Source organism: Variovorax paradoxus, from assembly GCA_016806145.1.
GTDB lineage: Bacteria > Pseudomonadota > Gammaproteobacteria > Burkholderiales > Burkholderiaceae_C > Variovorax.
Window position 1 is genome coordinate 2,337,411 of record CP063167.1, and the last position, 26,200, is coordinate 2,363,610.

The window sequence follows — 26,200 nt, forward strand, 5'->3', positions numbered from 1 at the left end:
ATGTTCCCCTCTTCCACGCTGCCCGACGCGCCCCGGGCTCCTGGACGACGCTCTCACCCGGGCCATCTGGAAACGAATGACAGTGCTTGAACACGAAGCCCCCGCGGCGGCACGGCCGGCGTGGCGCGGCCGCTTTCCGTACAACGAGATCATCTCGCTGCTCGACGTGAACCGGCCGTTCAACCTGGCCGAGAGCACCTCGCGGGACCTGACGGTCGGCGAGGTGCTGGACATGGCCGGGCTCGAGACGCTGCGCGGCCTGAAGCTGGGCTACGGGCGCTCCGCCGGCTCGCTCGAATTGCGCGAGGAGATTGCCAGGGCCTGCGGCGTGCCCGCCGATTGGATCGTCACGACCCAGGGCACGGCGCTCGGACTGTTCCTGCTGGCCTTCGAAGTCTGCCGCCCCGGCGACGAGGCGGTGCTCGTGACGCCCTGCTTTCCGCCGAGCCGCGACTGCCTGCTCGGCGCGGGCGTCGAGGTGCGCGAAGTACGGCTGCGCTTCGAGAACGGCTACCGGCTCGACCTGGACGCGATCGCGGCCAGCCTGTCGCCGCGGACCAGGCTCGTGAGCCTCGCCTCGCCGCAGAACCCCAGCGGGGTGCGCACGCCGCGCGCCGTCATCGAGCAACTGCTCGCGCTGCTGCAGAGCCAGGCGCCGCAGGCCCTCCTTTTCATCGACGAGACCTACCGCGAGGCCGGCTACGGCGACGAGGCCGTGCCCGAAAGCCTGGCCGCGCTGCATCCGCGCATCGTCACGGGTGCCTCGGTGTCGAAGGCGCTGGGCGCGCCGGGCCTGCGCACCGGCTGGCTCACCGTGCCCGACGCGGACCTGCGCGCGCGCCTCGTGGTGGCCAAGCTGAACACCGTGATCTCGGGCTCGGTGCTCGACGAGGCGCTGGCCACCGCGCTGCTGCGCCATCGCGAGCAGGTGCTCGCGCCGCGCCGCCGGCTGCTCGCCGAAGGCCTTGCCGCATTGGCGGCCTGGTGCGACGCCGAGCGCGAGCGCATCGAATGGATCCGCCCGGACGGCGGCGCGCTGTGCTGCCTGCGCCTGCGCGCCGATCGCTTCGACGACGACGCGGTCGCGCGCTTCTGGCAACTGCTGCCGGGGCACGAACTGCAACTGGCCTCGGGCGCATGGTTCGGCGAGAGCGAGCGCGTCTTTCGCCTGGGCTTCGGCTACCTGCCGCCCGACCGCCTGGCCCCCGCGCTGTCGGCCCTGTCGACGGTGCTGGACGCCGCCACGAAATGAACCCACGACACCGACCCACGCACCGACAGCCCCTGGAGCCCCGCATGAAACAACCCCATCGCTACACCGTGGTCGACGTCTTCACCTCCAGGCCGCTGGCCGGCAACCCGGTGGCCGTGGTGTTCGACGCCGACGGCCTCGACACCGAGGCCATGCAGGCCATCGCGCGCTGGACCAACCTCTCGGAGACCACCTTCGTGCTGTCGCCCACCGTGCCCGAGGCGGACTATCGCCTGCGCATCTTCACGCCGCGCAACGAGCTGCCTTTCGCGGGCCATCCGACCCTGGGCAGCGCGCATGCCTTCCTCGAGGCCGGACGCGGCACGCTGCGCGATGGCGGCCGGCTGGTACAGCAATGCGGCGTCGGCCTCGTCGACGTGACGGTGGAGGACGGCTCCGAGGGCCGCGAGCTGGCCTTCGCCCTGCCCTCCGCGCAGCTGGCGCCGCTGCCGGCCGAGGACCTCGCGGAGCTCGGGCACATCCTGGGCCGCCAGCCGAACCCCGAGGCCGCGCCGGCCATCGTGGACGTGGGTCCGCGCTGGATCGTGCTGCCACTGGCCGATGCGGCCACGGTGATCGACCTGCGGCCCGATTTCGCGCGGCTCGCGGCCCTCGAGCGCCGCCTGGGCGTCACCGGCCTCATCGTGTACGGCCGCTATCCGCAAGGCGACGTGGCGATGGAGGTCCGGGCCTTCGCGCCTTCGAGCGGGGTCGAGGAAGACCCGGTCTGCGGCAGCGGCAACGCCAGCGCCGCGGCCTTCCAGTGGGAACGCGGCCTGCTGCCGCCGGAAGGCATCGCCTACGTGGCGGCGCAGGGGCGCTGCGTGGGGCGCGACGGGCGCGTGAAGGTGCGCGTGGATGGCCTCGGCAAGGTGCGCGTCGGCGGTGCCTGCGTCAGCTGCGTGGAGGGCACGCTCGCGCTGTAGCCCTGCCTGGTGCGCCGCCCAGCGGATTGGCGCGTCCTGCGTCGATGATGCATTGCGGAACACGCGCCTGAAAATTTTCAAGCAGCGGATCTTATTTTTAATTGAATTAGTGCCAGCTAATGATTATAAGGATTGACTTGGATAATTAATCGTATTGCCCGGCTTTGTTTTCCGATGCAGCCAATAAATGAGAATGAATGAATAGGATCCCGGCTGCCTGCAATTGGCTTTGCAGGCAATTTCCTGTTTTCATTCTTAAGGTAAACAATGTCGAAAAAAATCATCTCTCGCTTTGCCGCGATCGCAACCATCGCCGCCGTGTCGCAGGCAGCCCTGGCCGCCGATGGCCAGATCAACTTCACCGGCGAGATCACGGACAGCATCTGCTCGCTGACGCCCGACAGCCAGAACCTGACGGTGCCGCTGGGCAAGGTGAGCCGCACCGCGTTTCCCACCGTGGGAACGGGTTCGACTCCGGCCAAGTTCACCCTGAACCTGGCGGATTGCCCCGCGGGCAGCAACAAGGCCAAAGTGACCTTCTCGGGCACGGCCGACAGCCGCAACGTGGATCTGGTGGCGATCGATGGCTCCGGCACCGGAACGCCGGCCGCGCAGGGCGTGGGCATCCAGATCGGCGACTGGGAAGGCCAGAAGATTGCGCTGGGCTCGGCCTCGCGCGAATACGCCCTGGCCCAAGGCACGAACAAGCTGCAATTCCAGGCGCGCTATGTCTCGACCTTGCCGCTGACGGGCGGTTCCCCGGCCGATCCCGTGCTCAAGTCGGGCCCGGCCAATGGCACCGCGCAATTCACGGTGGCCTATAACTAATTAGGTACCGCGGCATGAGGCCCTCGCGGCCTCATGCCGTCATCGGCGCGCTGTCCCGCGGTGCAATGCCGCGCTGTTTTCGCGCCTTCGCCTTCCGTTGAACCTTTTTCTTCGAGGCGCCGCTGCCGGCGCGTCGGAGTGCTTGCGCGCGCGTCGTCGACGTGGATCGCGCCAAGGAACAGATATGTGCAGCAATGAACGAATTCGGCGGGCGCTCGGCATCCTGGCGCTGCTTTGCCTGCAGGGAGCAGCGAGCGCCAGCGTGATGCTGTCCGGCACGCGCGTGATCCTCCACGAGAAGCAGCGCGAAACCTCCCTGCCGATGAAGAACATCGGGACCTCGCCCTATGTGGTCCAGGCCTGGGTCGATGCCGGCGAGGGCGCTGGCAAGACCCCGCTGGTCGTCACGCCGCCGCTGTCGCGGCTCGATCCCGGCAAGGAGAACCTGCTGCGCATCATGCGTGTGGGCGGCGAGCTTCCGGCCGATCGCGAGTCGGCGTTCTGGCTCAACGTCAAGGAGATTCCCCAGACGCCGAATCAGGAGAACGTGCTGCAGGTGGCGATACGCAGCCGGCTCAAGCTGTTCTACCGGCCCGCGGGACTGCCGGGCTCGCCCACGGAGGCACGCGCGCTGCTCAAGTGGGCGGTGAGCGCACCGGCGCAGGGCCAGGGCGCGGTGCTCAAGGTCGGCAATGCGAGCGCCTTCCACATCACCCTGCTGAAGCTGACGGTCAACCAGGGCCAGGGCCCCGAGCGCAAGGACCAGGAGGAACTCGACGCGGGCATGGTGCCGCCGTTCGGCGAGCTGAGCTTTCCAATCAAGACGCTGAGGGCGCCGCAGGCCGTGCAGATCAACTTCACCACGATCAACGACTACGGCAGCGAATCGCCCGAGGAGTTCGTCGAGGTGCCCGCGGGCGCCGAGCCCGTGCCCTTGAAGGCCCGGCCGGCTCTCGCGACCGAGGCTTCATCGAGCGGCGGTGCACAGCGCTGAGACCATGACACGCACTCATCCGTTGCGGGTGCGCGCATGCGTGCCCTTTCGCCTCGGCCTGTGCGCCGCCGCGCTCGGCGCGTGGGGCGCTCCCGCCATCGCGCAGCAGTTCGCCGCGTCGTCCTTCAATCCGAGCTTCCTCGGCGTCGGTGGCGACCAGCAGAACGCCGACCTCTCGCTCTTCGCCTTCGGCAATCGCGTGCTGCCCGGCTCGTACACCGTCGACGTCTCGCTCAACGAGCGACGCGCCGGGCAGGCCACGATCCGGTTCGACGCCAGGCAGGACAGGAACGACGCCGAGCCCTGCCTCACGCGCGCCATGCTCGACGCATGGGGCGTCAACGTGGCGGTGTTCCCGGCCTTGATGGCGTTGGCCGACGATGCCTGCGTCGATCTGGGCGCGGCCATTCCCGAGGCCTCCTTCGGCTACGACGTCGACAAGATGCACCTGCGCATCGACATCCCGCAGGCGGCGATGAAGCGCTCGGCGCGCGGGGCCGTGGACCCCGGCATGTGGGACAGGGGCATCACGGCCGGGATGCTCGACTACCAGGTCACCGTCGCCCGCTACGGCGGCGACGCCTACCGTCGCAGCTCCGATCCCTTCGCCGCGCAGCGCAGCGCGTTCGACGGCGCCCCCTTTCCGGGACCCGACCGGCAGCCGCGGCGCGACACCCTGTTCGTCGGCCTGCGCGGCGGCTTCAACCTCGGCGACTGGCGCTTTCGTCATTTCTCGACCTACAACCGCGGCATCGACGGCGCGGGCCGATGGCAGGCCGTCAACACCTATGCCCAGCGCGACCTGGTGCCGCTGCAGGCGCAACTGCTGATCGGCGATGGCAGCACGCCCGGTAACCTGTTCGACAGCATTGCGTTTCGCGGCGTGCAACTCGCCACCAACGAATCGATGCTGCCCGACAGCCAGCAGGGCTACGCCCCGACCATCCGCGGGATCGCGCAGACCCATGCGCGCGTGACGGTGAGGCAGAACGGCTACACCATCTACAGCACCTTCGTGGCGCCGGGTGCCTTCGTGATCGACGACCTCTATCCCACGGCATCGAACGGCGATCTCGAGGTGAGCATCGTCGAGGCCGACGGCCGCGAGACCCGGTACATCCAGGCGTTCTCCGCGGTGCCCACGCTGCTGCGCGAAGGCACCTGGCGCTACTCGGCCACGCTCGGCAAGTACCGCGGCGCCCGCGGCGGGAGCGTCTCCTTCTCTTCCCGGGAATTCCGCGCTGGCGATCCGCTGTCGTTCCCGGGCTGGCGGCGACCGGCGCGTGCCGAACCGGCCTTCGCGCAAGGCACGGTGGCACACGGCCTGGGCAACGGCTACAGCGTCTACGGCGGGCTGATCGCCTCGGGGCGCTACCTGTCGGCGATGGCGGGCGTGGGCAAGAACATGCGCGCCTTCGGTGCCGTGTCCGCCGACCTGTCGGTCGCGCGCGCCTCGGTGCCGACGCCGTTTTCGACCGAGCAACGCTACAACGGCCAATCGGTGCGCTTCCTGTATGCCAAGGCCTTCGATGCGGGCACCACCGTGCGCGTGGCGGGCTATCGCTATTCCACCAGCGGCTACCGCACCTTCCAGGAGGCCTCGGACATGCAGGGGCTGGATCCGCTGGAGCGCCTCCACAACCGCCGCAACGAACTGCGGCTGGAGCTGTCGCAGCGGCTCGGCGACCGGGGCTCGGTGTTCGCCTCGGCGCGCCAGCAAAGCTACTGGGGAACCGGTGCCAAGGACAGCCTGGTGCAGATGGGCTACTCGGGCAACTACAGGCAGTTCGGCTACAGCATCCACTACAACCGCAGCACCAGCCAGGGCCGCGCGCCGAACGACCAGATCATGTTCACGCTGAGCATTCCGCTCGGCGGCTCCGCGGCCAGCGTCCAGTACACGGTATCGCACGAGCGCGGCGGCGGCACCAGCCACCAGGCCAGCGTGTTCGGCACCGCGCTCGAGGACGCCAGTCTCACCTACAACCTGTCGGGAAACCGCATTCACGCGCAGGGGTCGACCAGCCATGCGAGCCTCAGCTACCTGTCTCGGATCGGCCGTTTCGAGGGCGGGATCTCGCAGAGCGCCAGCCATCGGCAGGCGAACTTCGGCATGGCGGGCGGGCTGCTGCTGCATGGCGGTGGCTTGACGCTGGCGCAACCGCTGGGCGACACCATTGCCCTGGTGCATCTGCCCAAGGCACCGGGCGTGGGCATCGAATCGCAACCCGGCGTGGCGACCGATGGCGCGGGCATCGCGGTCGTCTCCAACCTGTCGCCCTATCGGATCAACCGCCTGGCCGTGCGCACGCAGGACCTCGGCGACACGGTGGAAGTCCGCAACGCCGCGACCGAGGTGGTGCCCACGCGCGGCGCCGTGGTGCGCGCGACCTTCGAGACCGCGGTGGGCCATCGGCTGATGCTGACGCTGACGAGGGGCAACGGGGAGCCCATGCCCTTCGGTTCGCGCATCGAGAACGAAACGGGCCAGGAGCTGGGCATCGTCGGTCCCGATGGCCAGGCCTTCGTCAGCGGGGCCGAGCCGGCCGGGACGCTGACCGTGATCTGGGGCCGTCGCACCGGCGACCGATGCAACGTGTCGTATGCGCTGCCCGAAGTAACCAGTCCGCCGCCGATCCGCGAGATCGCGGGGCAGTGCGACGCGGACATCAACGCCGAGAGGAAAACAGAATGAGAAACTGGCATCGTCGATCCGTCCATCGAGCGGCCGCCATGGTGTGGAAGGCGGCGCGCCTCGTGCTCCATGCCGTGCTCCCCGTAGCCACGCTGTGGCTGGCGGGCATGCAGGGCGCATGGGCGGCGTGCGTGCGTTATCCGGGCGCGTACGAACACGTCGTCTATATGAACATGGGACAGGTCTATGTCCCCGACGGACTTGCCGTCGGGGGCCTCATCAAGAGCCAGAACTTCCCGCTCAACATTCGCGGCCAGGCTGAGCGCATGTTCAACTGTCGCGGCGGCGGCTACATCTACGGGCCGATCCTGCAAGGCTCACCGGTAGCGGGCTACTACAACGTCTACTCGACGAACGTGCAGGGCGTCGGCATCCGGCTGTCGCGCGTCGACGGTCCCTCGATCAGCTACTACCCGCATGCCTACCCCACCCCCAACGGCATCGGCCAACTGGTGGCAGGCACGTGGTTCCAGGTGGAATTGATCAAGACGGCCAACATCACCGGCAACGGCTCGCTGGCAGGCGGAACCTACACCCGCTACTACGGCGACGGCGAGCCTTACTGGTCGGCGCTGACGACCATTCTCTCGGGGGATGTCAACGGCATCACGATCATCACGCCGTCGTGCTCCGTCGATGCGGGCTCGCGCAACATCCCGGTGGAATTCGGGCGTGTGTCGCTCAGCAACTTCAAGGGGATGGACTCCACGACGGGCGATCGAAGGTTCAGCATCAAGCTCCAGTGCCAGGCGAATCCGAACCTGCAGAAATGGGTGGACCTGCGCATGGACGCGACCCAGGACCCGTCGAACCGGCAGGGAGTGCTGAGGATCACGCAGCGCGGCGCGGGCACCGCGACGGGCGTGGGCATCCAGCTCCTGGGTGGCGATGCCCAACCGGTGCGCTTCGGCGAGGGCATGCAGGTCGGACCGATGAAGAACGGCAGCTACGACGTGCCCTACACGGCCCGCTACTACCAGACCGCCGCGAGGATGCGGCCGGGCCGCGCCGACGGCACCGCGACCTTCACGCTCCAATACCGCTGAGATCGCCGGCGCTCTTCGCACGGGCAGCGCGCCTTCGGGGGGCGTCTGCCCGCGCGCCGCTTTCGCGCTGACGGCAGCGGCGATGCAGCGGCGCCCCGGGCGCTACGAAGTGAACGTCGAGCCCAGCACGACCAGGCGATAGCCGATCCCGTAGATCGTGAGCAGCTGAACTCCCCTGTGCGGCCCGAGTTCGAGCTTCTTGCGCAGGCGGGTCATGTGCACGTCGAGCACGCGCGAGCCGGGATTGGCGAGCCGATCGAAAAGCCGGGTCTCGATCTCTTCGCGGGTGATGACCTTGCCGAGGTTCTCGAACAGGATGAGCGCGATGTCGAACTCGCGCGGCTGCAGGCGAACCTCTTCGCCATCGACCATCACGATGCGCCGCAATCGCTTGAAGTAGTAGCCGCCGCAGACCAGGTCCTCCTCGGCCGGCAGATCGACCGGCGCCAGCTTTCGCGATTGCAGCAGCTGCAGTCGCATCGACAGCTCCGCGCCATTGACGGGCGCGGTGACGAACTCGACGCGTTCGCTGTTGAGCGGTTCGTCGTTGAAGGTGGAGGCCACGTTCATCGCGTCGCGCGATATGACGACCAGAACGGGCAGCTTCACAACGCCGCGCAAGCTGGCCCAGCGCCGCTGGTTCCATGCCTTGTCCGCGCACGCGACCAGGGCATCGTAGCGACGCCCCAGGGAGATCGAATCCCACAGGGCCTGCACCGAATCGAAGGCGGCCGAGGTGAAACCCTGCGAATCCAGCGCGGTGCGCAAGGGACCGCGCTCGTGCTCGTCGCCGAAGATCAAGGCCAGGGAGGAAATGGATTGGAACGCCGACGGATTCGTGTTCTTGCTCGACGTCATGGCGCCCGGCCCTCCACGGTTCGCGTGGAGCGCTCGCCACGTGCGCTCGGCAGGTCGGCGGGCCCGCGACATGCGTCCTCACCTGGTCTTGCTGCTGATTCCCTCATCCCCTGCCCCGGCGGCTTCGGCCGCTTTGTATGTTTATGAAAAATGAAATTTAAAAATGAGTGCGAATACTCATTTCCATCGCAATGCATTATCAATCTTGAGTCTGGACGGGGTGAGCTCCGGATAAGGATTTTGTGGATTTCTTGGGATTATGAACTATATAAGTGACGGATATGAGGGAAATTATATTCTTTCAAAAGCTAATTTGCTGAATCTATATTAACAATTGCGAGCGTACGAATGCATGTGAAATTAAGGGGTTTATTTAAATTTTGCTCTGATTCGCGCGAAGAGCATTTGCAAATGCTTCGAGTCGAGAATGAGTTGATAACTTGTTGGAATCGACCGCCGGTCTCGAGACCGATGACGCGCGGCCTGTCGCGTCTTGCGTCGATTGGCTGAGTTGCCGCACGCCGCCACGCCAGCCAGTCCGCGCAAGCGCCGCCCCGCCCGGCGCGCATAGCCTGCGCATCCCGCGATCGACGATCGCGACTCCGGAGCGTGCATGCCTTCCCTCGAATCCAAGACCCTTTTCGTCACCGGCGCGAGCCGCGGCATCGGCAAGGCCATCGCGCTGCGGGCCGCGCGCGACGGCGCCAACATCGTGGTGGCGGCCAAGACGGCGACGGCCGATCCACGCCTGCCGGGCACCATCCACAGCGCCGCCGAGGAGATCGTCGCGGCCGGCGGCCAGGCGCTCGCGGTGGTGGTCGACGTGCGCGACGAGACCCAGGTCCGCGCCGCCGTCGATGCCGCCGTGGCGCGCTTCGGCGGCATCGACATCCTGGTCAACAACGCCAGCGCGATCCACCTCGAGACGGTGGAGCGCACGCCGATGAAGCGCTACGACCTGATGTTCGAGATCAATGCGCGCGGCAGCTACCTCTGCGCGCAGGCCTGCCTGCCGCATCTCGAGAAGGCGGCCAATCCGCACATCCTGACGCTGTCGCCGCCGCTGGACCTGAACCCCAAGTGGTTCGCGCGCCATGCGGCCTACACCACCTCGAAGTACGCGATGAGCATGCTGAGCCGCGGCCTGGCCGAGGAACTGCGCGAACGCGGCATCGCGAGCAACTCGCTGTGGCCGCGCACCGTGATCGCCACCAGCGCGCTGCGCATCGCGGCGCCCGAGGTGGCGGGCCAGGCGCGCGTGCCGGCCGTGATGGCCGATGCCGCCTGGCACATCCTGACCCGGCCGAGCCGCGAACTCACGGGCCAGCTGCTGCTCGACGAGCAGGTGCTGCGCGAGGCCGGCGTCACCGACTTCGGGCCCTACCTCGTGACGCCGGGCGTCGAGCCGCTGATCGACTTCTTCGTGGAACCGTGACCCCCTCTTCGCTTCGCCCCCCTTCAGGAGACCCTCGCATGCAGACCATCGACCCCGAACGCGCGGCCATCGCGCGCGTGTCCCTCGCCGACATCGTGCGCCGCGGCGCCCGCCGCCATCCCGACAAGACCGCCGTGATCCAGGGCGAGCGGCGCATCAGCTTCGCCGAACTCGACGCGGGCAGCGAGCGCGTCGGCGAGGCGCTGCGCGACCAGGGGTTCACGGGCCACTGCATCGCGACCCTGTGCCTCAACTCGATCGAGCACCTGAGCGCGATCCAGGCCATCCACAAGTCCGGCAATGTCTGGGTGCCGGTCAACGTGCAGCTCGATGCGGCCGCGATCGAGCACGTGCTGAGCCATGCCGAGGTCGGCGCCGTCTTCATCGATGCGCCGCTGCTCGCCATGCCCGCGCTGCGCGCGCTGATCGAGCGCCTGGGCCTGCTGACGGTGGTGATCGGCGGCACGCAACCCGCGCCAGAGGGCACCCTGCCCTTCGACGCACTGGCCTCGCGCGCGCCCGCCCAGCCGCTGGGCGCGCCGGGCGGCGACGACGAGCTCGCGCTGATCATGTACACCAGCGGCACCACCGGCAAGCAGAAGGGCGTGATGCATTCGCACCGCTCGGTGCACGGCGCGCTGCTGAGCTGCGCGCAGAGCTTCGAGGCCACCGAGCACGACGTGGTCGGCTCGGTGCTGCCGCTGTTCCATTGCGCGCAGCACACCATCAGCATGGGCGCGCTGCTGACCGGCGCCACGATCTGGCTGGCCAGCGGCTTCGATCCCGCGGCCATGCTGGCGGCGATCGAACGCGAGCGCATCAGCTGGCTGTCGTGCCTGCCGATGATGTACGACGCGCTGATGAAGCATCCGCAGCGCCCCGCCACCGATCTGTCGTCGCTGCGCCTGTGCATGTACGGCCTGGCGCCGATACCGAAGAACCTGCTCGCGCAGATCCGCAGCGAGATGTGCGCCGACGTGCGCCTGGGCACCGGCCAGACCGAGATGTACCCGCCGACCATGGTCTACCGCGCGAGCGACCATCCCAGCAAGGACGGCAACTGCTGGGGCATGTCGGTGGCGGGCGTCGAGACCGCGGTGATGGACGACGACGGCCGGCTGCTCGGGCCGGGCGAGATCGGCGAGATCGTCCATCGCGGTCCCAACGTCTTCCTCGGCTACCTCAAGGACCCCGAGGCGACGGCCGCGGCGCGCCGCTTCGGCTGGCACCACACGGGCGACATCGGCATGTTCGAGGCCGACGGGCAGATGCTGTTCCTCGACCGCAAGAAGGACATGATCAAGTCGGGCGGCGAGAACGTCTCGAGCATCAAGCTCGAGGCGGTGCTGCTGGCCCATCCCGCGGTGGGCGCCGCGGCCGTGGTGGGCCTGCCGCATCCGCACTGGGGCGAGGCGGTCGCGGCCTTCGTGGTGCGGCGCCCCGCCGCCGAAGCCTGCGGCGAGGACGAACTGCTGGCCTTCTGCCGCGAGCGCCTGGGCCGCTTCGAGGTGCCGAAGTCGATCCGCTTCGTCGACGCGCTGCCGATGACGCCGACGGGCAAGGTGCAGAAGTTCCAGCTGCGCAGCGGGCACCTGGAACTGTTCGCGCCGGACGCCGCGCTTCGCTAAGATGGAGCCGCCGCGCAACTGGCGAACGGATGGAGCACCATCGGGGAGCGCGGCCATCGTCACGCCGATCGCCTGGGCATGTCTGTCGTCTTTTCAGGAGTTCCGACGATGAGTGTCCGCATGCCCGCGCCGTACCGGCGCATCCCTTCCCGTCCACGGCTTTCGCCCCTCCGCCTGGGAGGTGCGCGATGACCGCCCCGACGCCCTGCATCCTGCTCGACGGCAAGTCGGTCGCCACCGCGAACGAGGAGGCGCTGCGACAGCGGGTCTTAGCACTGAAGGCGAGGACCGGCGAACGCACCCCCATCCTCGCCACCCTCCTGGTCGGCGACGATCCCTCGTCCGCGACCTACGTGCGAATGAAGGGCAATGCCTGCCGCCGCGTCGGCATGGACTCGCGCGTCGTGACGCTCGATGCGCGCGCGACCACCGCGGACGTGCTGCGCGAGATCGATGCACTGAACGCCGACGAACAGGTGCATGGCATCCTGCTGCAGCATCCCGTTCCCGCGCAGGTGGACGAGCGGCAGTGCTTCGACCGCATCGCGATCCGCAAGGACGTGGACGGCGTCACCAGCCACGGCTTCGGCCGGATGGCATTGGGCCAGCCCGCCTTCGGCTCGGCGACGCCCGCGGGCATCATGCGGCTGCTCGCGCACTACGGCATCGGCCTCGCCGGCAAGCGCGCGGTGGTCGTCGGCCGCAGCCCGATCCTCGGCAAGCCGCTGGCGATGATGCTGCTGAACGCCGATGCGACGGTGACCGTGTGCCACTCGAAGACCGCGAACCTCGCCGACGAGGTGCGGCGCGCGGAGGTCATCGTCGGCGCCGTCGGCCGGCCGCGCTTCATCCGCGGCGACTGGATCCGCGACGGCGCCATCGTCATCGATGCCGGCTACCACGAGGGTGGCGTCGGCGACATCGAGACCAAGGGACTGTTCGAGCGCTGCGCGGCGCTCACGCCGGTGCCGGGCGGCGTGGGGCCGATGACGATCTCGACGCTGATCTCGCAGACGCTGGAGGCGGCGGAGCGTGCAGCCTAGCCGTGCCGCTCGCCGCGCTCGTCCTGCTCTCCGCGAATGATCTGGTGCAGCGTCCGCAACAGCACCTCCGGCTGCACCGGCTTGAACATCACGACCAGCCCGCTGGCATAGGCCGCGCGCACGCGCTCGGGATCGGTATCGCCCGTGACCAGGATCGTGGGCACGCGGCGGCCGGCGAGCCGGCGCAGTTCCGCGGTGGCCTCGATGCCGTCCTGCGGATCGGCGAGCCGGAAGTCGATGAGGAAGGCGTCGAAGCCGTCGGGCGTGGCGCGCACCTGCGCGCTGGCTTCGGCGAGCCGGTTCGTGATCTCGATGCGCTCGCAGTAGGGCGCGAGCCACATGCGCACCGCCTCGCCCACCGGCTGCTCGTCGTCGAGCAGCAGCACGCGCGGCGGCACCAGCGGCAGCTCGGTGGTGTCGGCCTGCGCGGTATCGGGCACGGCCGCGGGCGCGGCGGGCAAGGCGCTGGGCACGGGCGGGCGGCGCGGCAGGTCGACCCAGAACACGCTGCCGCGGCCGAGCCGCGAGCGCACGCCGATCTCGCCGCCGAGCAGGTCCACCAGCCGCTTGACGATGGCCAGCCCGATGCCCAGGCCGCGCGCGACATCGCGCTGCGGGTTGTCGACCTGGTAGAACTCGTCGAACACATGGGGCAGGTGCTCGGGCGCGATGCCCAGGCCGGTGTCCCACACGGCCAGCCGCAGGCGGTCCCCGCGCGGCCGCGCGCTCACGAGGATGCCGCCCTCACGCGTGTACTTGAGCGCGTTGTCGACGAAGTTGGTCAGCACGCGCAGCAGCAGGTCGCCATCGGTCTGCAGCCATTCGGGCGCGGTGTGGAAACGCAGCGCGAGGCCCGCCTGCTGGGTGCGCGGCTCGAAGATCTGCGACAGCCGCAGGAACAGCGGGTCCACCGCCATCCGCACCGGCTGCGGCACCACCGTGCCCGCGTCGATCTTCGAGATGTCGAGCATCGCGTTGAGCAGGCCGCTCACCGCGTCGGTGGCCTGCACCACGCGGCTGGCCACGGGGGCCAGCGGATGGTCGGCGAGGTCGCGCTCCAGCGAGCGCGAGAACAGCGCCAGCGCATGCACCGGCTGGCGCAGGTCGTGGCTGGCCGAGGCGAAGAAGCGGCTGCGCTCGCGGTTGAGCCGCTGCAGTTCGAAGGACTGGCGCAGCAGCTGCTCGCTCAGCAGTTCCTTGTCGATCTGGTCCGACAGGCTGCGCCGGATCAGCTGGTGCTGCGACAGCGCATAGCGCGCCATCGAGCCGCCGAACAGCAGCCCGACCACGCAGGTGAACCAGCCATCGGTGCCGCCCATCCAGGCGAAGCGCGTGACCACCCCCAGCGTGAGCGGAATCGTGACCACGGGCACCATCGCGCGCCAGGTGGCGATCACCGGCACCGAGCCCATGAGCACCGCGAACATGCCCAGCAGCAGGATCAGGATGCGCATCGGCGACTCGGTGCCCGGCGGCATCAGCGCCCAGGGCGCCAGCGTCCACATCGACATGTAGGCGCCCAGCGGCAGCATGAAGCGCCACGCGCCCTCGGGCTGGCGCAGCGTGAACTCGGGCTCGGGGTAGAGGCGCGCGTTCCAGCGCATGAACACCAGCCGCAGGCACAGCAGCGTGCAGATCGCGACGCCCCATGCCAGCGCGCCGAAGCCGCGCGTCATCCAGAAGAACACGCCGGCCATCGCGATCGCCGAAGCCAGTGCCGTCAACACCGTGGGCGGTCCCATCACGAACATGCGCCGCAGCAGGCGTTCGCGGACCAGTTGCGCGTGGGAGTCGGCGGGCCCGGGCACGGGGCCCGACGGGGTGGAGGTGGCGCCGGGCGTACGCATGGGCGGCAGTGTAAGGGCCGTTCCAGCGCGTCCGGCCGCCGGAGGCGCGGTGCTCGCCCGACCCTTGCCGCTCCTCCATGAACGCAATCGAGGAAGCACGCCGGCTCATCACGGCCGAGCCGAACAGCGAGGCGTTCCTGACCCTGGCACGGATCGCCAGCCGACCTCAGTGCATCTCGGCCAGCGCCTCCTTGACGCCCTGTTCCTGCAATGGCGTGTCGCCGCCGTCGAGGTGCAGGGCCGCGTGCGGCGGTACCGGGGTTGCGCAGTCCTTGTGAATTACGCCATCCTTCATCACCAGTTGCACCTTGGCCGGGTCCGTCAGCAGCGACAGGTCTTGCAGCGGGTCACCGTCCACCAGGACGATGTCGGCGAGAAAGCCGGCCTTCAAGCGCCCCAGTTCGTCGGGCCGCAGCATGATCTGTCCGCCCAGCCGCGTCGCAGCCATCAGTGCCTCCTTGGGTGTCATGCCGATGTAGTCGACGAAGTACTGGAGGTCGTTGGCATTGGTGCCGTGCGGCATCCACGCGAATCCATAGTCGCCGCCCGGCAGGATGCGAATGCCGCGCTTGTGCATCTCGCGCAGCGACGCCGATGCGATCTCCAGTTCGCGCTTGTAGCCCATCTGCGTGGCGACCGCCTCCGTGATGCCGTACTCGGCCGCGTTGTAGGTCGTGCGAATGAGCCAGCCGATGCCCGGTGCGACGAAGTGCCGGTCCCTGGCCGCCTCGAGCATGTCAAGCGCTTCCGAATCGGCAAAGCTGGCGTGGTAGACCATCTCGATGCCGTGGCGCACGCACTGCTTGACCGACTCGCTGGAGCGCGCATGCGCGGCCATGCGCTTGCCATAGCGCTTGGCTTCCTGCGCCAGCATGGCGACCTCGTCTTCGGCGAACGGCGACATCTCCGCGGGCAGGCCGGCGATGTACTCACCCGACAGATTGATCTTCAGGTGGTCCACGCCGTACTTGATGAAGGTGCGGGCCGACTTGCGGATCTCCTCGGGACCGCTGCAGACACTGCCGAAACTGAGTTCTTCGAACTTCATGTGCGGCAGCGTGTTGTCGCCCAGCGCGCCGATGGTGGTGATCTCCTGGCTGCCGGCCAGGTAGCGCGGGCCGGGGAACTCGCCCGCGTCGATGGCGTTGCGCAAGACCACGTCCAGCCGCGGCTTGGCCGCTGCGGCGCCGATCGCGGAGGTCCACCCCATGTCGAGGTAGCGCTTGGCCACGCGCACGCACCAAAGCATGTGCTCCTCGGGCGGCATGAACTGGATGGCCGCGAGGGACGGCTGGTCGTTCCACGAGAAATGCGTATGAGCCTCGGTCATTCCCGGCATGAGAAAGCGGCCCTTGCCATCGATCACGCGCGCGTCATCGGTGCTCACTCGCTGGGGGAAGCGCGCCACCTCGACGATGCGCTTTCCCTCCACGAGAAGGTCGCCGGCGTACGGGTCCTCGCCCGAGCCGTCGAAGATGCGAACGTTGGTGAATGCAATACGGGTCATCGTTGTCTCCTCCGGCATGCGCTGCCGGCCATGGGGTTGTCGAATGGCGCCTGGCGCCGTTTCAGCGCAGTGCCGTGTAGAAGGCGTCGATTTCTCGTGCGCAGCGCTGCGGTTGTTCGAAGGTCGTCCAGTGGCCGCATCCGTCGAGCACGACGACGCGGCTGCCCGCGATGCGCTCCTGCATGGCGCGGACGTTGTGCGGCGGCGCCACGCCATCCTGATCGCCGGTGACCAGCAGGGTGGGCACATCCAGGCGTTCGAGCGCGGCCGACTGCGCATCGGCGAGCGCCGCGCAGCTTTGCGCATAACCCTCGGGCGACTGGCGCATCACGCTCTCCCGCACCAGTGCGAGCACCGCCGGCCGCTGTTCCTTCGTCGACGTGCTCGTCGCGCCTTTCACGATGGCATCGGCGATCTCCTGCATGGCGGCCACACCGCCTCGCGCCGCGTCGGCACGGGCTGCGATGTTGGGGCGGGCGGCATCGGGAGGCTCGGCCAGCGGGCCGAAGAGCACCAGCGATTTCACCGTGCCGGGACGGCGAAGCGCCAGGTGTTGAGCGACGATCGTGCCCATCGAGTGGGCCATGACATGGACCGATCCGATGTCGAGCGCCGAGAGCAGCCCCACCATCGCGTCCACGTAGCGCTCGATCGACAGCGCCTTGCCGTCTTGCGGCAGCGGTGACCTCGCGCTTCCTGGAAGATCGGGCCTGATGCAACGAAAACCGCGGAGCACCGGCAACAGGGGCGTCCAGTTGTTCGAGGAGCCGCCGAGCCCGTGGATGCACAGCAGCGCGTCGCCGGTGCCGTCGATCTCGACGGCCAGGTCGTTCAGAACTCGAGTCGTCATGCGCAGCCCTTCAGACGAACTTGTTCTCGATGGCGCCGAGCCGGTCGATCTCCACGCGCACCACGTCGCCGGCGCGCAGGTAACGCGGCGGACTCATGCCCATGCCCACGCCGGCCGGCGTACCGGTCGCGATGACGTCGCCGGGGTAGAGCGTGATGCCGCGCGAGATGGTCTCGATCAGCGTGGGAATGTCGAAGATCATGTTCTCGGTCGGACCGTCCTGGCGCAATTCGCCATTGACCCAGCAGCGCACGCGCGTCCTTGTGCCGTCGAACTCGTCGGCGGTGACGATCCACGGGCCCATCGGGCAGAAGGTGTCGAAAGACTTGCCCAGGTCCCACTGGCCGTGGCGCATCTGCACATCGCGCGCGGTCACGTCGTTGACGACCGTGTAGCCGAACACATGCGACGTCGCGGCGGCGCGCGTGATGTTCTTGCCGCCCTTGCCGATCACGACGGCCAGTTCGGCTTCGTAGTCGATCTGCGTGGAGATCTCGGCAGGAACGAGCACGTCGTCATGCGGGCCCACGACGCACTCGGGCACCTTGGTGAAGACGATGGGCCACTCGTCGGTCCTGGTCGTGTTGTCCTTGAACACCGAGGCAGCCAGTTCCTTGGCGTGCGCATGGTAGTTGCGACCCACGCACCAGAGGTTGCGGCGAGGCTTGGGCAGCGGCGCATCGAGCACCACCTCGCCCAGGTCGACCGCGGGGCCGGCCGGCTCCGGGAGCGATCCACCTTCGGCGAGGGCTTGGATCAGCGTCAGCACGCCGCTGTCGGCCTGGACCTGCGTGAGTTGCAGCGGGGTAATGGTCTTCCCGTCGACGGAGACGAGCCCGACCTTGCGGTGGCCTTCGCTCGTGAAAGTGGCGATTCGCATGAAGCTTTGCTCCTGTGTTGTGGCGATGCGGCAACTTTAGGAATTGCGGGCCCACGCCGCTTATCGGTCGATCCGGCGACGTATCAAATCGTCTGGTGCCCTCCTAAGGACTTACCCGAGGCACGGTGCCGGTCGCGGAGCCGGGAAGGAACAATCGCCGCAAACCACCTCGATGAAGCAGACAGATGCAGGAAGCCTATGCACTTCACGAAGGCGCGTTCGGCACGGCGATCGTCCTGGAGGCGAGCGCCAATCTGGTGTCGCACGCGCACTCGGAAACGCAGCTCGCCCTTTGGCTGGGCGGGGCGCGCGCCTGCGCGCATGTCGGTGCGCAAACCGTGCCCTACAGCGAGAGCGTGGCGTTGGGCGTGAACGCGTTCGAGGCGCACGACATGGTTCGCCTGGACGACAGCGGATCGAGCCTGTTCATCGTCTTCATGATCAAGAAGGAGTGGCTCGACGAGCTCGGCCAGGCGAAGGACCGCAGCTTTCGCTTTCCCTCGCCGCGAGTGCCCATCGGCGATGCGCTGCGCCGCTCATGCTGGCGCGTGCTGGACCTGATGATCTCCGCCGGCAGCGGACGCGACCAGGTCGACAAGGAGGTGGAGCGCTTGCTGGAAGCCGCCATCGCGGCCTCCAGGACGGGCGGCGAGGCTCTTTCCGTCGCGGCGGGCCTCGACGTCACGCTCGACCATCGCCTTCGGGCCGCCATCGCCCATATGCGCGCGCACGTCTCGGAGAAAACGACCATCGACGAGATCGCTGCCAAGGTCGGCTTGTCGCGCGCGCACTTCTTCGCGCTGTTCCGCGACCAGCTGCACACGACGCCGCAGGTGTTCTGGAGCGGCGTGCGCGTCGAGGAAGCGATGCGGCGCGTCAGCGAAGGTGGCGAACTCACGGACGTTGCGCTCGACCTGGGCTTTTCGGCGCCAGGAAACTTCTCGCGCTTCTTCAAGGAGCACACGGGGATTTCGCCATCGATCTTCAAGCGGGCCACGCGTGCGCCTTCTCCCGTTACCGTGACAGGCATTCCGCGCGAGGGACAGAGTCTTTCTTCATCCGACGATGCGCCGGAAGATGAAGGCGAGCAGGGATCTCGGCACGATCGCGGCCATATCCACAGGATATGAAAACGTGACTCGAAAATGTATTTCTAAATATGGCGGTGCATGCCTACGATGCCCGCATGACAAGAAGAGACAAGCCGCAGGAACCCCCTGCACCTCGGCCGACCGCGAGGCGCCGCACGGCCCTGCTGCTCGCGGCCGGCCTGCTGTTCGGCACGGCCTGCGCCGCCGCGCCGCAGGTCTCCACCATCGTCGTGCCCGCGCCGCCCGGTGGCCCCATCGACCGCGTCGCGCGGCTGCTCGCCCCCGAACTCGCGGCCGCTCTCGGCCATCCCGTGCTGGTCGACAACCGCCTGGGCGCGGCCGGCAAGATCGGCGTGCAGGCGGCCCTGCGCGCAGCGCGCGACGGCCGCACGCTGATCGCGGTCTCGCCCTCCATCGCCTCGGTCAACCCGGTGCTCGACAAGGCGCCCGGCTATGACCCGCTGAAGGACTTCGATGCGCTGGGCATCGTGGCGGCCAATGCCGGCGTGGTGGCGGTGCGCGCCGACCTGCCGGTGGCCGACATGGCCGAGCTGGTGCGGCATGCGAAGGCGCATCCGGGCGAGCTGACCTATGGCTCCTTCGGCATCGGCACCAGTCTGCACCTGCAGAGCGAGGAGCTGCTGCGCACGCTCGGCATCGAGGCGCGGCACATCCCCTACAAGGGCGAGGCGCAGGCGATGAATGCGCTGGCGGGCGGCGAAGTGGACCTGATGCTCTATGCCACCGCGCCCATCGTCCCGCTCGTGCGGAGCGGCCGCGTGCGCGCGCTGGCGGCCACCTCTTCGCAACGCTGGGCGATGCTGCCCGAGGTGCCGAGCTACGCCGACACCGGCGTGCCGGCCTTGCGCAACTACCAGTACCACTCCTGGGTCGGGCTGGTGCTGCCCGCCGGCACGCCGGCGGCGGCACGGCGCGAGGTACTCCAGGCCTGGCAGCGCGCGCTGGCCAGCCCGAAGTTGCGCCAGTCTCTGGTCGCGCAAGGCTTCGAGCCCGCGTCGGGCGATCCCGTGGAGATGCAGCGCACCATCGCCACCGAGATCGCGCGCCACCGCGCGCTGCTCGCGAGCGGCCGCATCAAGCTCGATTGAGCGGTTCGGCCTGCGCGCGATCCATGGCGAAGATGCGCGCGATAGGTCGATCGGCCGATCACGCCTTGCGCGCCTTCGGCTTCTTCTTCGGCGCGATCTCCAGACCCGTGATGCCGTTGAGGAACAGCTGCGTCGCGATCGGCGCCATCTGCTCGTAGGAGAAGCGTCCTCCGGGCTTGAACCAGGTGAACATCCAGTTGAGCATGCCGAACAGGAACATCGTCAGCAGCTTGTGCAGCTGCGATGCGTGCAGGTCGGGGCGCGTGGCGGCGATGGCGTCGGCGAACACGCGCACCACCGTGCGCTCCTTGTCGAGCACGCGCGCCTGCGCCTCGGGATCGAGGAAGCGCACGTCCTCGGTGAGCACGCGGTGCTCGTGCTGCGCCTCGGCGTACTCGGCCATGAAGGCCTCGATCAGCTCGGGCAGCCGCTCGTCGGGCGCGAGCTGCAGCGCTTCCACGCCCGTGACGATGTCGACCAGGCGCGACACATGGCCGTCGGCGATGTGCAGCAGCACCTGCGCCTTGTCCTTGAAGTGGTGGTAGAGGCCGGGCTTGGACAGGCCGCTGGCCTCGGCGATCTCGTTCATCGACGTGGCCGCATAGCCCTTGCGGGCGAACAGCTCGGCGGCGGCCCTGGCGATCAGGCTGCGCTGGTCGCCGTGGCGGGAGGAAGCGGTGTCAACGGTCATGGATGGCGAAGAGGGCTGCGCGCGAGACCACGCGGTCCGCGATCTTAGGGGTTAGTCCCGAGCCTTCGCCGCTTGCCCGTGTCCGTGCCATTGCGTTAGCCTTGCGCGGCTTCCAAACCGACCGGTCGGTTGGTTTTTTAGTCGATGTCCGCATCGACCGAAGCGCGAAGCCATCGAGACAGAACCGCCGGCCATCCGGCACCCATGAAATATCGGAGACAACCATGCGCGACGAGAAGTGTGTGAACCGTGCCCTGCTGTCGGCGGGCCTGCTGATGGCCGCCGGCCTGGCCCTGCAAGGCTGCGGCGGTGGCGGCGGTGGCGGCAGCGGCTTCCTCCCGATCCCGGCACCCGCGCCCGCGCCGGCCGCGCCGCCGCCCGCGGGTCCGTCGGGCCCCAGTGCCGAGCAGCTCAAGAGCACCTGCAGCGGTCTCAAGGGGCAGGTGCTGGCGGGCGTCACGGTCACGCAGACCGCGCGCTTCGAAGCCAGGACGGCGGTCAATGCCTCGGGCTTCTGCCAGGTGCTGGGCACGCGCGCACCCTTCCTCGACATCGAGATCGACGTGCCCGACAACTGGACCGGCCGCTATTGGCAACAAGGTGGCGCTGGCTTCGATGGACGCATCGCCTCGGCAGTGACCAGGGACGGCGGCGGCGCCGTGACGGCGGTCGACCCGACGCTCGCACTCAAGGGCGCGGTGTACGCGGCCTCGAATGGCGGCAACCGTGCGAGCGTGCCCGCGCAGGCCGCGCCCGCCGTCTGGGCCAGCGGCACGGCCGAGGGCCAGCAATCGGCGACCGACTACGCCTATGCCGCGGTGGGCACCACGCTGCGCTTCGGCAAGGCCGTCGCGCAGGCCTTCTTCGGCAAGGCACCGACGCACAGCTACTTCAACGGCTGCTCCAACGGCGGACGCAACGCCTACATCGCCGCGCAGCGCTGGCCGCAGGACTTCGACGGCATCGTCTCGGGCTGCGAGACCATGGACATGGCGGGCCAGACCAGCGCCTGGCTGCGCGCGGCCTCGCTGACCGGCACGCCCGCGGCGCTGAGCCCCGCGCAGACCGGCGCGGCCCATGCGGCCGCGCTCGCGGCCTGCGATGCGCTCGACGGCGCCAGCGACGGCCTGATCGGCAACCCACAGGCCTGCAGCTTCGATCCGGCCGTGCTGCAGTGTGGCGTGGCGGGCGCGAGCACCGATCCGGCCCTCTGCCTGAGCGCCGCGCAGGTGGGCACGCTCCAGTCCTTCCTGTCGCCGCTCAAGCTCTCGAACGGCTCGACCGTGCTCTCGGGCTATTCGTGGGGCAACGGCCTCGGCCTCGGCTGGGGCGGACTCGGCGGCGGCTTCGCGCTGCTCGCGAGCGGCGATCCGGCCTGGCTCACGCCGGCCAGGCAGGCGGGCTTCCAGCTCGAGACCGACTACTACATGCTCGGCGCGGGCCTGGCGCGCATCGGTGCCGACCACGACAAGGCCGCCATCGCGAGCTACGTGGCCTCGGGCCGCAAGCTGATCTCCTGGCATGCCGGCAGCGACGCGCTGCTGTCGCCGAACGACCACTACCGCAACTGGACCACCATGACGGGCATCGCGAAGTCGATGGGACTGGCCGACCCGAACAGCGCCACGCGCTTCTTCATCGTTCCCGGCGGCGGGCATGGCGCCGGCGGCAGCCTGCAGGAAGTGGACTGGGCCTCGGCCATCATGGGCTGGGTGGAGAACGCCGACGCGCCCACGCAGCTGACCTACAACTTCACGAGCGGCGGCACGGCCCGCAGCATGCCGGCCTGCCAGTACCCCAAGTACCCGAAGTACAGGGGCTCGGGCGACGTGAACGCGGCGGCCAGCTACAGCTGCAGCTGAGCTTCGGCGGCGGCGCACCGGCACCGCGTGCCTGCGCGGTGTTCTCGTACCATCGATGCATGAGCATCGAAGCACGAGCCGCCTCCCCTTCCCTCGTCGACATCGGCGTCAACTTCCATTCGAGCCAGCTGGCGTCGATGACCGCGCCGCTGCTGGCGCGCGCCAGGGCCGCGGGCGTGGCGCAGATCCTCGCCACGGGCACCTCGCTCGCCTCGAGCCTGCGCGCGCTCGAGCTGGCGCGGGCGCATCGGGGCGTGGTCTTCGCGACCGCGGGCGTGCATCCGCATGACGCGAAGTCCTTCGACGCCGCCACCTTCGAGCAGCTGGCCGAACTGTGGCGCTGCCCCGAGGTCGTGGCGGTCGGCGAATGCGGCCTCGACTACAACCGCAACTTCTCGACGCCCGAGGCGCAGCGCGCGGCCTTCGACCGGCAGCTCTCGATGGCCGCGCGGACCGGCAAGCCGCTGTTCCTGCACTGCCGCGATGCCTTCGCCGATTTCCACGACATGCTCGCGCCCGTGGTGGCCGATGGCGCGCATGGCGTGGTCCACTGCTTCACCGGCGACCGCGCCGAAGCCGAGGCCTTTCTCGCGATGGGCCTCGACATCGGCATCACGGGCTGGGTGACCGACCTGCAACGCGGCCAGGCCCTGCGCGCGGCCATCCCGGCCATTCCGCTGGACCGGCTGCACCTCGAAACCGATGCGCCCTATCTGCTGCCGAAGAACGCGGGCCTGCGCGGCAAGCCCAACGAACCGGCGTACCTGCCTTGGGTTGCCGCGGGCGTGGCCGAACTGCTCGAACGCGATGTCGCCGAGGTCATCGTGGCCTGCAGCGCCAACAGCCGGCGGCTGTTCGGGCTTCCGCCCGTGGAGGTCGCCGCATGAGCACGTCGACGAAGATCACGATCGAGGTCGATGCCGAGTTGCGCGTGTCGGGCCTGATCGACGCGGCCGACGATGCGCGCTTCGCCCTGGTGCTCGCGCACGGCGCGGGCGCGGGCATGACGCACGCGTTCATGGAGACCGTGGCGCGCGGCCTCGCCGAACGCCGCATCGCCTGCCTGCGCTACCAGTTCCCCTACATGGAACGCGGCTCGAAGCGGCCCGATGCGCCGCCGCTCGCGCACGCCACGGTGCGCGCGGCCGTGGCCAGCGCTGCCACGCATTTCCAGGGACTGCCCCTGTTCGCGGGCGGCAAGTCCTTCGGCGGGCGCATGACCTCGCAGGCCCAGGCGCTGGGCCTGCTGCCCGAGGTGACCGGGCTGGTCTTTCTCGGCTTTCCGCTGCATGCGGCCGGCAAGCCCTCGATCGATCGCGCGGCGCACCTGCACGAGGTCGACGTGCCGATGCTGTTCGTGCATGGCGCGCAGGACAAGCTCGCCGAACCGCCCTGCTTCGCGCAGGTCGTCGACTCGCTCGGTGACTGGGCGAGCGTCGACGAATACGCGGCGGCCGACCATGGCTTTCACGTGCCGAAGAAATCGGGCCTGACGGACGCGCAGGTGATCGAGCAGATGCTCGATGCGGTGGCGGTGTGGATGCAGGCCTGGTTGCTGGATGGAGTTCTTGCATAGCATTTGCACTACAATGCTCGACATGAAAACGGCTCAGCTTCCTCCGGTTCGGGTTCTGGCATCGGTTCGAGAGCAGATCGAAAGCGTTCTGCTCGATGGCGAGACCCTGTCGAACTTCGTCGAGAAGGCCGCGATCGACGCAGCGCGGCGCCGCCAGGCCCAGCAGGAATTCGTGACCCGCGGACGTTCTTCGCTGGCCAAGGCGCGCGCGTCCGGCGAGTACTACTCGGCCAATGACGTGTTCGACGCGATGAAGTCTCGCCTCGAGACCGCGCGCACCGCGGCGCAGCGAGCACAGGGTGGCGTCGGCAAACGGCGCCCGTGAAATACCTCGTCAGCTTCACGCGCGAAGCGCTCGAGGATCTGCAGCGCCTCGAAGGTTTTCTCCTCGAACTGGCGATCAAGCATGGCGACTGGGGCCTGCCAGACCGCGCATTGAACGCGATTCGCCACGAGTTTCGAATCCTGGAATCGAATCCATTCACATGCAGGATCGCCCATGACGACCGGCTCGAACGCGAACTGGTGATTCCATTCGGCGCGTCCGGATATGTCGCCTTGTTCCATATCGTGAGCGAGCAGGACATCGTGGTGTCCGCGATTCGGCATCAGCGCGAGGATGACTACCACTGAGCCTTCGCGATGAAGGACGGTTCCTCCCTCGGGAAAGCATGGCGCGAAGCTACTTCGCGACGATCACCACCAGCACCGACGCATCCTCCCCATCGACCGAACGCAGCTTGTGCGCGATGGTGGAGTCGAACTGCACGCAGTCGCCCACGTTGAGCATCTCCTTGCGGTTGCCGATCTGCAGCTCGATGCGGCCGGTCAGCACGTAGAGGATCTCCTCGCCGTCGTGGTGGCTCATGATCTTGCTGTGGCCGCCCGCGCGCTCGCCGGGGCGCAGCACGAAGGCGCGCATCAGCCGGCCCTGGCTGACGCCGGCGACCAGCGACATGTAGGTGCGGGCCTCCTCCTCCGACGGCGCGGGCGCGCGCACGATGGACACGGCATCGGCCACGGTGGAGCGGCCGAACAGGTTCTCGACCGTGACACCCAGCGCGCTCGCGATCTTCAGCGCCGACTCGATGGACGGCTTGGAGATGCCGCGCTCCACCTTCGACAGGTAGCTGCGCGTGAGTCCGGAGTCGCTGGCCAATTGCTCGAGCGTGAGGCCGCTCTGCACCCGCAGGAACTTGAGATTCAGCGCCATGTGTCTGTGGTGTCCATGCGGTCGATCTTAGCGTCGGCGCAGCGCGGCCCGGGGGCTCAACAATCGAGCGGCGCGGGCGCGCCACGCGTCTGCCGGCACCAGTAGTCGAAGGTGGCGTTGACGATCGAGGGCTTGAGCAGGTAGTCGTGCGCCTCGCGCGCGAGCACGTCGTCCACCGGCGTCAGCGGGCCGAAGGCCTGGGCGCGGATCTGCATGCGCGCGGCGCGCTCGAGGTAGACCGACAGGTAGGTCGCCTCCTCGATGGTCTGGCCGGCCGTGAGGTAGCCGTGGTGCGCGAGCACGATGGCGCGCTTGCTGCCGAGCGCGCCCGAGATGATCACGCCCTCCTGGTCGGCGATCGGAACGCCCGGCCACTCGCCCAGGAAGGCGCAGTCCTCGTGCAGCGGCGTCATGTCCATCTGCGAGATCACCAGCGGCTGGCGCGCTGCCGCGAGCGCCGAGGCCCAGGGCGAGTGGGTGTGGATGATCGACTGGACGTCGGGCCGCGCGCGATACACCCACAGGTGGAAGCGCGTGGCGGGGTTGGGCATGCCGGTGCCGGTCAGGGTGTTGAGGTCCTGGTCGACCTCGATGAAGTCCTCGGGCGTGGCTTCGTCGAAGCCGAGGCCGAAGCGCAGCGTCCAGTAGGCGCCGGGGCGTTCCGAGCGCGCGCTGATCTGGCCCGCGAGCCCGGCTTCCTGGCCGGTCATCGCGAGGATGCGGCAGGCATAGGCCAGGCTCTGTTTCATGGTGCGCGGCGCGCCCGCGAGGTGCTGCGCCATCTCGCGGGTGGCGCGCTCGTCGAAGTATTCCTTGCTGCGGAGTTCGGGGGTCATGGTTCGATGAAGAGGAAGTTGTGTGGGTGGAAG

The 26,200-nt window shown here is 68.5% G+C and carries 23 protein-coding genes and 1 pseudogene; 16 read left to right on the forward strand and 8 right to left on the reverse strand.

Annotation, left to right across the window (positions count from 1 at the left end):
• Positions 1-76: 76 nt before the first annotated feature.
• From INQ48_41980 to INQ48_42005, 6 genes are all read left to right on the forward strand, one after another.
• Positions 77-1,252, forward strand: a complete 1,176-nt coding sequence (locus INQ48_41980) for a pyridoxal phosphate-dependent aminotransferase (protein ID QRF61928.1) — start codon at positions 77-79, stop codon at positions 1,250-1,252.
• 44 nt (positions 1,253-1,296) lie between these two features.
• Entirely contained in the window at positions 1,297-2,178 is an 882-nt protein-coding gene (locus INQ48_41985) for a PhzF family phenazine biosynthesis protein (protein QRF61929.1), read from the forward strand.
• Positions 2,179-2,445: 267 nt separating this feature from the next.
• A complete protein-coding gene (locus INQ48_41990) occupies positions 2,446-3,006 on the forward strand; it encodes a fimbrial protein (GenBank protein ID QRF61930.1) in 561 nt (186 codons plus the stop codon).
• Between the two features lie 184 nt (positions 3,007-3,190).
• A complete protein-coding gene (locus tag INQ48_41995; protein ID QRF61931.1) occupies positions 3,191-4,000 on the forward strand; it encodes a molecular chaperone in 810 nt (269 codons plus the stop codon).
• A gap of 4 nt (positions 4,001-4,004) precedes the next feature.
• Positions 4,005-6,695 (forward strand): fimbrial biogenesis outer membrane usher protein, encoded by a 2,691-nt coding sequence (locus INQ48_42000; protein ID QRF61932.1) that lies wholly within the window; start codon positions 4,005-4,007, stop codon positions 6,693-6,695.
• Positions 6,696-6,733: 38 nt separating this feature from the next.
• Positions 6,734-7,741 (forward strand): type 1 fimbrial protein, encoded by a 1,008-nt coding sequence (locus INQ48_42005; protein ID QRF63199.1) that lies wholly within the window; start codon positions 6,734-6,736, stop codon positions 7,739-7,741.
• A 102-nt stretch (positions 7,742-7,843) separates the two neighbouring features.
• Here the strand turns inward: INQ48_42005 and INQ48_42010 are convergent, their stop codons facing one another.
• Positions 7,844-8,599 (reverse strand): response regulator transcription factor, encoded by a 756-nt coding sequence (locus tag INQ48_42010; protein ID QRF61933.1) that lies wholly within the window; start codon positions 8,597-8,599, stop codon positions 7,844-7,846.
• Positions 8,600-9,212: 613 nt separating this feature from the next.
• Here INQ48_42010 and INQ48_42015 point away from each other — a divergent pair.
• From INQ48_42015 to INQ48_42025, 3 genes are all read left to right on the forward strand, one after another.
• The gene (locus tag INQ48_42015; protein QRF61934.1) at positions 9,213-10,034 is read left to right on the forward strand and encodes an NAD(P)-dependent oxidoreductase; all 822 of its coding nucleotides are present in this window, start codon (positions 9,213-9,215) and stop codon (positions 10,032-10,034) included.
• A gap of 38 nt (positions 10,035-10,072) precedes the next feature.
• Positions 10,073-11,662, forward strand: a complete 1,590-nt coding sequence (locus INQ48_42020; GenBank protein QRF61935.1) for an AMP-binding protein — start codon at positions 10,073-10,075, stop codon at positions 11,660-11,662.
• A 188-nt stretch (positions 11,663-11,850) separates the two neighbouring features.
• Positions 11,851-12,705, forward strand: coding sequence for a bifunctional 5,10-methylene-tetrahydrofolate dehydrogenase/5,10-methylene-tetrahydrofolate cyclohydrolase (locus INQ48_42025; protein QRF61936.1), 855 nt, complete (start codon positions 11,851-11,853; stop codon positions 12,703-12,705).
• Here INQ48_42025 and INQ48_42030 read toward each other — a convergent pair.
• The 4 genes from INQ48_42030 to INQ48_42045 all read right to left on the reverse strand — a co-directional run bounded on the left by INQ48_42030 (position 12,702) and on the right by INQ48_42045 (position 17,789).
• Complete coding sequence (locus INQ48_42030) at positions 12,702-14,552, reverse strand: response regulator (protein QRF61937.1); 1,851 nt, start codon at positions 14,550-14,552, stop codon at positions 12,702-12,704. The genes INQ48_42025 and INQ48_42030 overlap by 4 nt on opposite strands.
• Positions 14,553-14,718: 166 nt before the next feature.
• On the reverse strand, positions 14,719-16,059 hold the full coding sequence (locus tag INQ48_42035; GenBank protein QRF61938.1) for an amidohydrolase family protein: 1,341 nt from the start codon (positions 16,057-16,059) through the stop codon (positions 14,719-14,721).
• A gap of 61 nt (positions 16,060-16,120) precedes the next feature.
• Complete coding sequence (locus tag INQ48_42040) at positions 16,121-16,909, reverse strand: alpha/beta hydrolase (protein ID QRF61939.1); 789 nt, start codon at positions 16,907-16,909, stop codon at positions 16,121-16,123.
• Positions 16,910-16,919: 10 nt separating this feature from the next.
• Positions 16,920-17,789: a fumarylacetoacetate hydrolase family protein gene (locus tag INQ48_42045; protein QRF61940.1), complete on the reverse strand. Its 870-nt coding sequence runs from the start codon at positions 17,787-17,789 to the stop codon at positions 16,920-16,922.
• A gap of 185 nt (positions 17,790-17,974) precedes the next feature.
• Here INQ48_42045 and INQ48_42050 point away from each other — a divergent pair.
• Both INQ48_42050 and INQ48_42055 read left to right on the forward strand, forming a co-directional pair.
• Positions 17,975-18,838, forward strand: a pseudogene (locus INQ48_42050) (helix-turn-helix transcriptional regulator).
• Positions 18,839-18,975: 137 nt separating this feature from the next.
• A complete protein-coding gene (locus INQ48_42055; GenBank protein ID QRF61941.1) occupies positions 18,976-19,989 on the forward strand; it encodes a tripartite tricarboxylate transporter substrate binding protein in 1,014 nt (337 codons plus the stop codon).
• A 58-nt stretch (positions 19,990-20,047) separates the two neighbouring features.
• Here the strand turns inward: INQ48_42055 and INQ48_42060 are convergent, their stop codons facing one another.
• On the reverse strand, positions 20,048-20,680 hold the full coding sequence (locus tag INQ48_42060; protein QRF61942.1) for a TetR family transcriptional regulator: 633 nt from the start codon (positions 20,678-20,680) through the stop codon (positions 20,048-20,050).
• A 224-nt stretch (positions 20,681-20,904) separates the two neighbouring features.
• Here INQ48_42060 and INQ48_42065 point away from each other — a divergent pair, with 224 nt between their 5' ends.
• Genes INQ48_42065 through INQ48_42085 form a run of 5 tightly spaced genes read left to right on the forward strand, consistent with a single transcriptional unit; the run spans position 20,905 to position 24,751 of the window.
• Entirely contained in the window at positions 20,905-22,542 is a 1,638-nt protein-coding gene (locus INQ48_42065; protein QRF61943.1) for a tannase/feruloyl esterase family alpha/beta hydrolase, read from the forward strand.
• A gap of 59 nt (positions 22,543-22,601) precedes the next feature.
• Positions 22,602-23,429, forward strand: a complete 828-nt coding sequence (locus INQ48_42070; protein QRF61944.1) for a TatD family hydrolase — start codon at positions 22,602-22,604, stop codon at positions 23,427-23,429.
• Positions 23,426-24,118, forward strand: a complete 693-nt coding sequence (locus INQ48_42075) for an alpha/beta hydrolase (GenBank protein ID QRF61945.1) — start codon at positions 23,426-23,428, stop codon at positions 24,116-24,118. The genes INQ48_42070 and INQ48_42075 overlap by 4 nt, the downstream gene beginning before the upstream one ends.
• 22 nt (positions 24,119-24,140) lie before the next feature.
• Positions 24,141-24,443, forward strand: coding sequence for a hypothetical protein (locus tag INQ48_42080; GenBank protein QRF61946.1), 303 nt, complete (start codon positions 24,141-24,143; stop codon positions 24,441-24,443).
• Positions 24,440-24,751 (forward strand): type II toxin-antitoxin system RelE/ParE family toxin, encoded by a 312-nt coding sequence (locus INQ48_42085; protein ID QRF61947.1) that lies wholly within the window; start codon positions 24,440-24,442, stop codon positions 24,749-24,751. Before INQ48_42080 ends, INQ48_42085 begins: the two co-directional genes overlap by 4 nt.
• Positions 24,752-24,800: 49 nt before the next feature.
• On the opposite strand, the gene INQ48_42090 is transcribed toward INQ48_42085, so the two are convergent.
• Together INQ48_42090 and INQ48_42095 are read right to left on the reverse strand one after the other, a co-directional pair.
• The gene (locus INQ48_42090) at positions 24,801-25,331 is read right to left on the reverse strand and encodes a helix-turn-helix transcriptional regulator (GenBank protein QRF61948.1); all 531 of its coding nucleotides are present in this window, start codon (positions 25,329-25,331) and stop codon (positions 24,801-24,803) included.
• Positions 25,332-25,387: 56 nt separating this feature from the next.
• Positions 25,388-26,167, reverse strand: coding sequence for an aldolase (locus INQ48_42095; protein ID QRF61949.1), 780 nt, complete (start codon positions 26,165-26,167; stop codon positions 25,388-25,390).
• Positions 26,168-26,200: the final 33 nt, after the last annotated feature.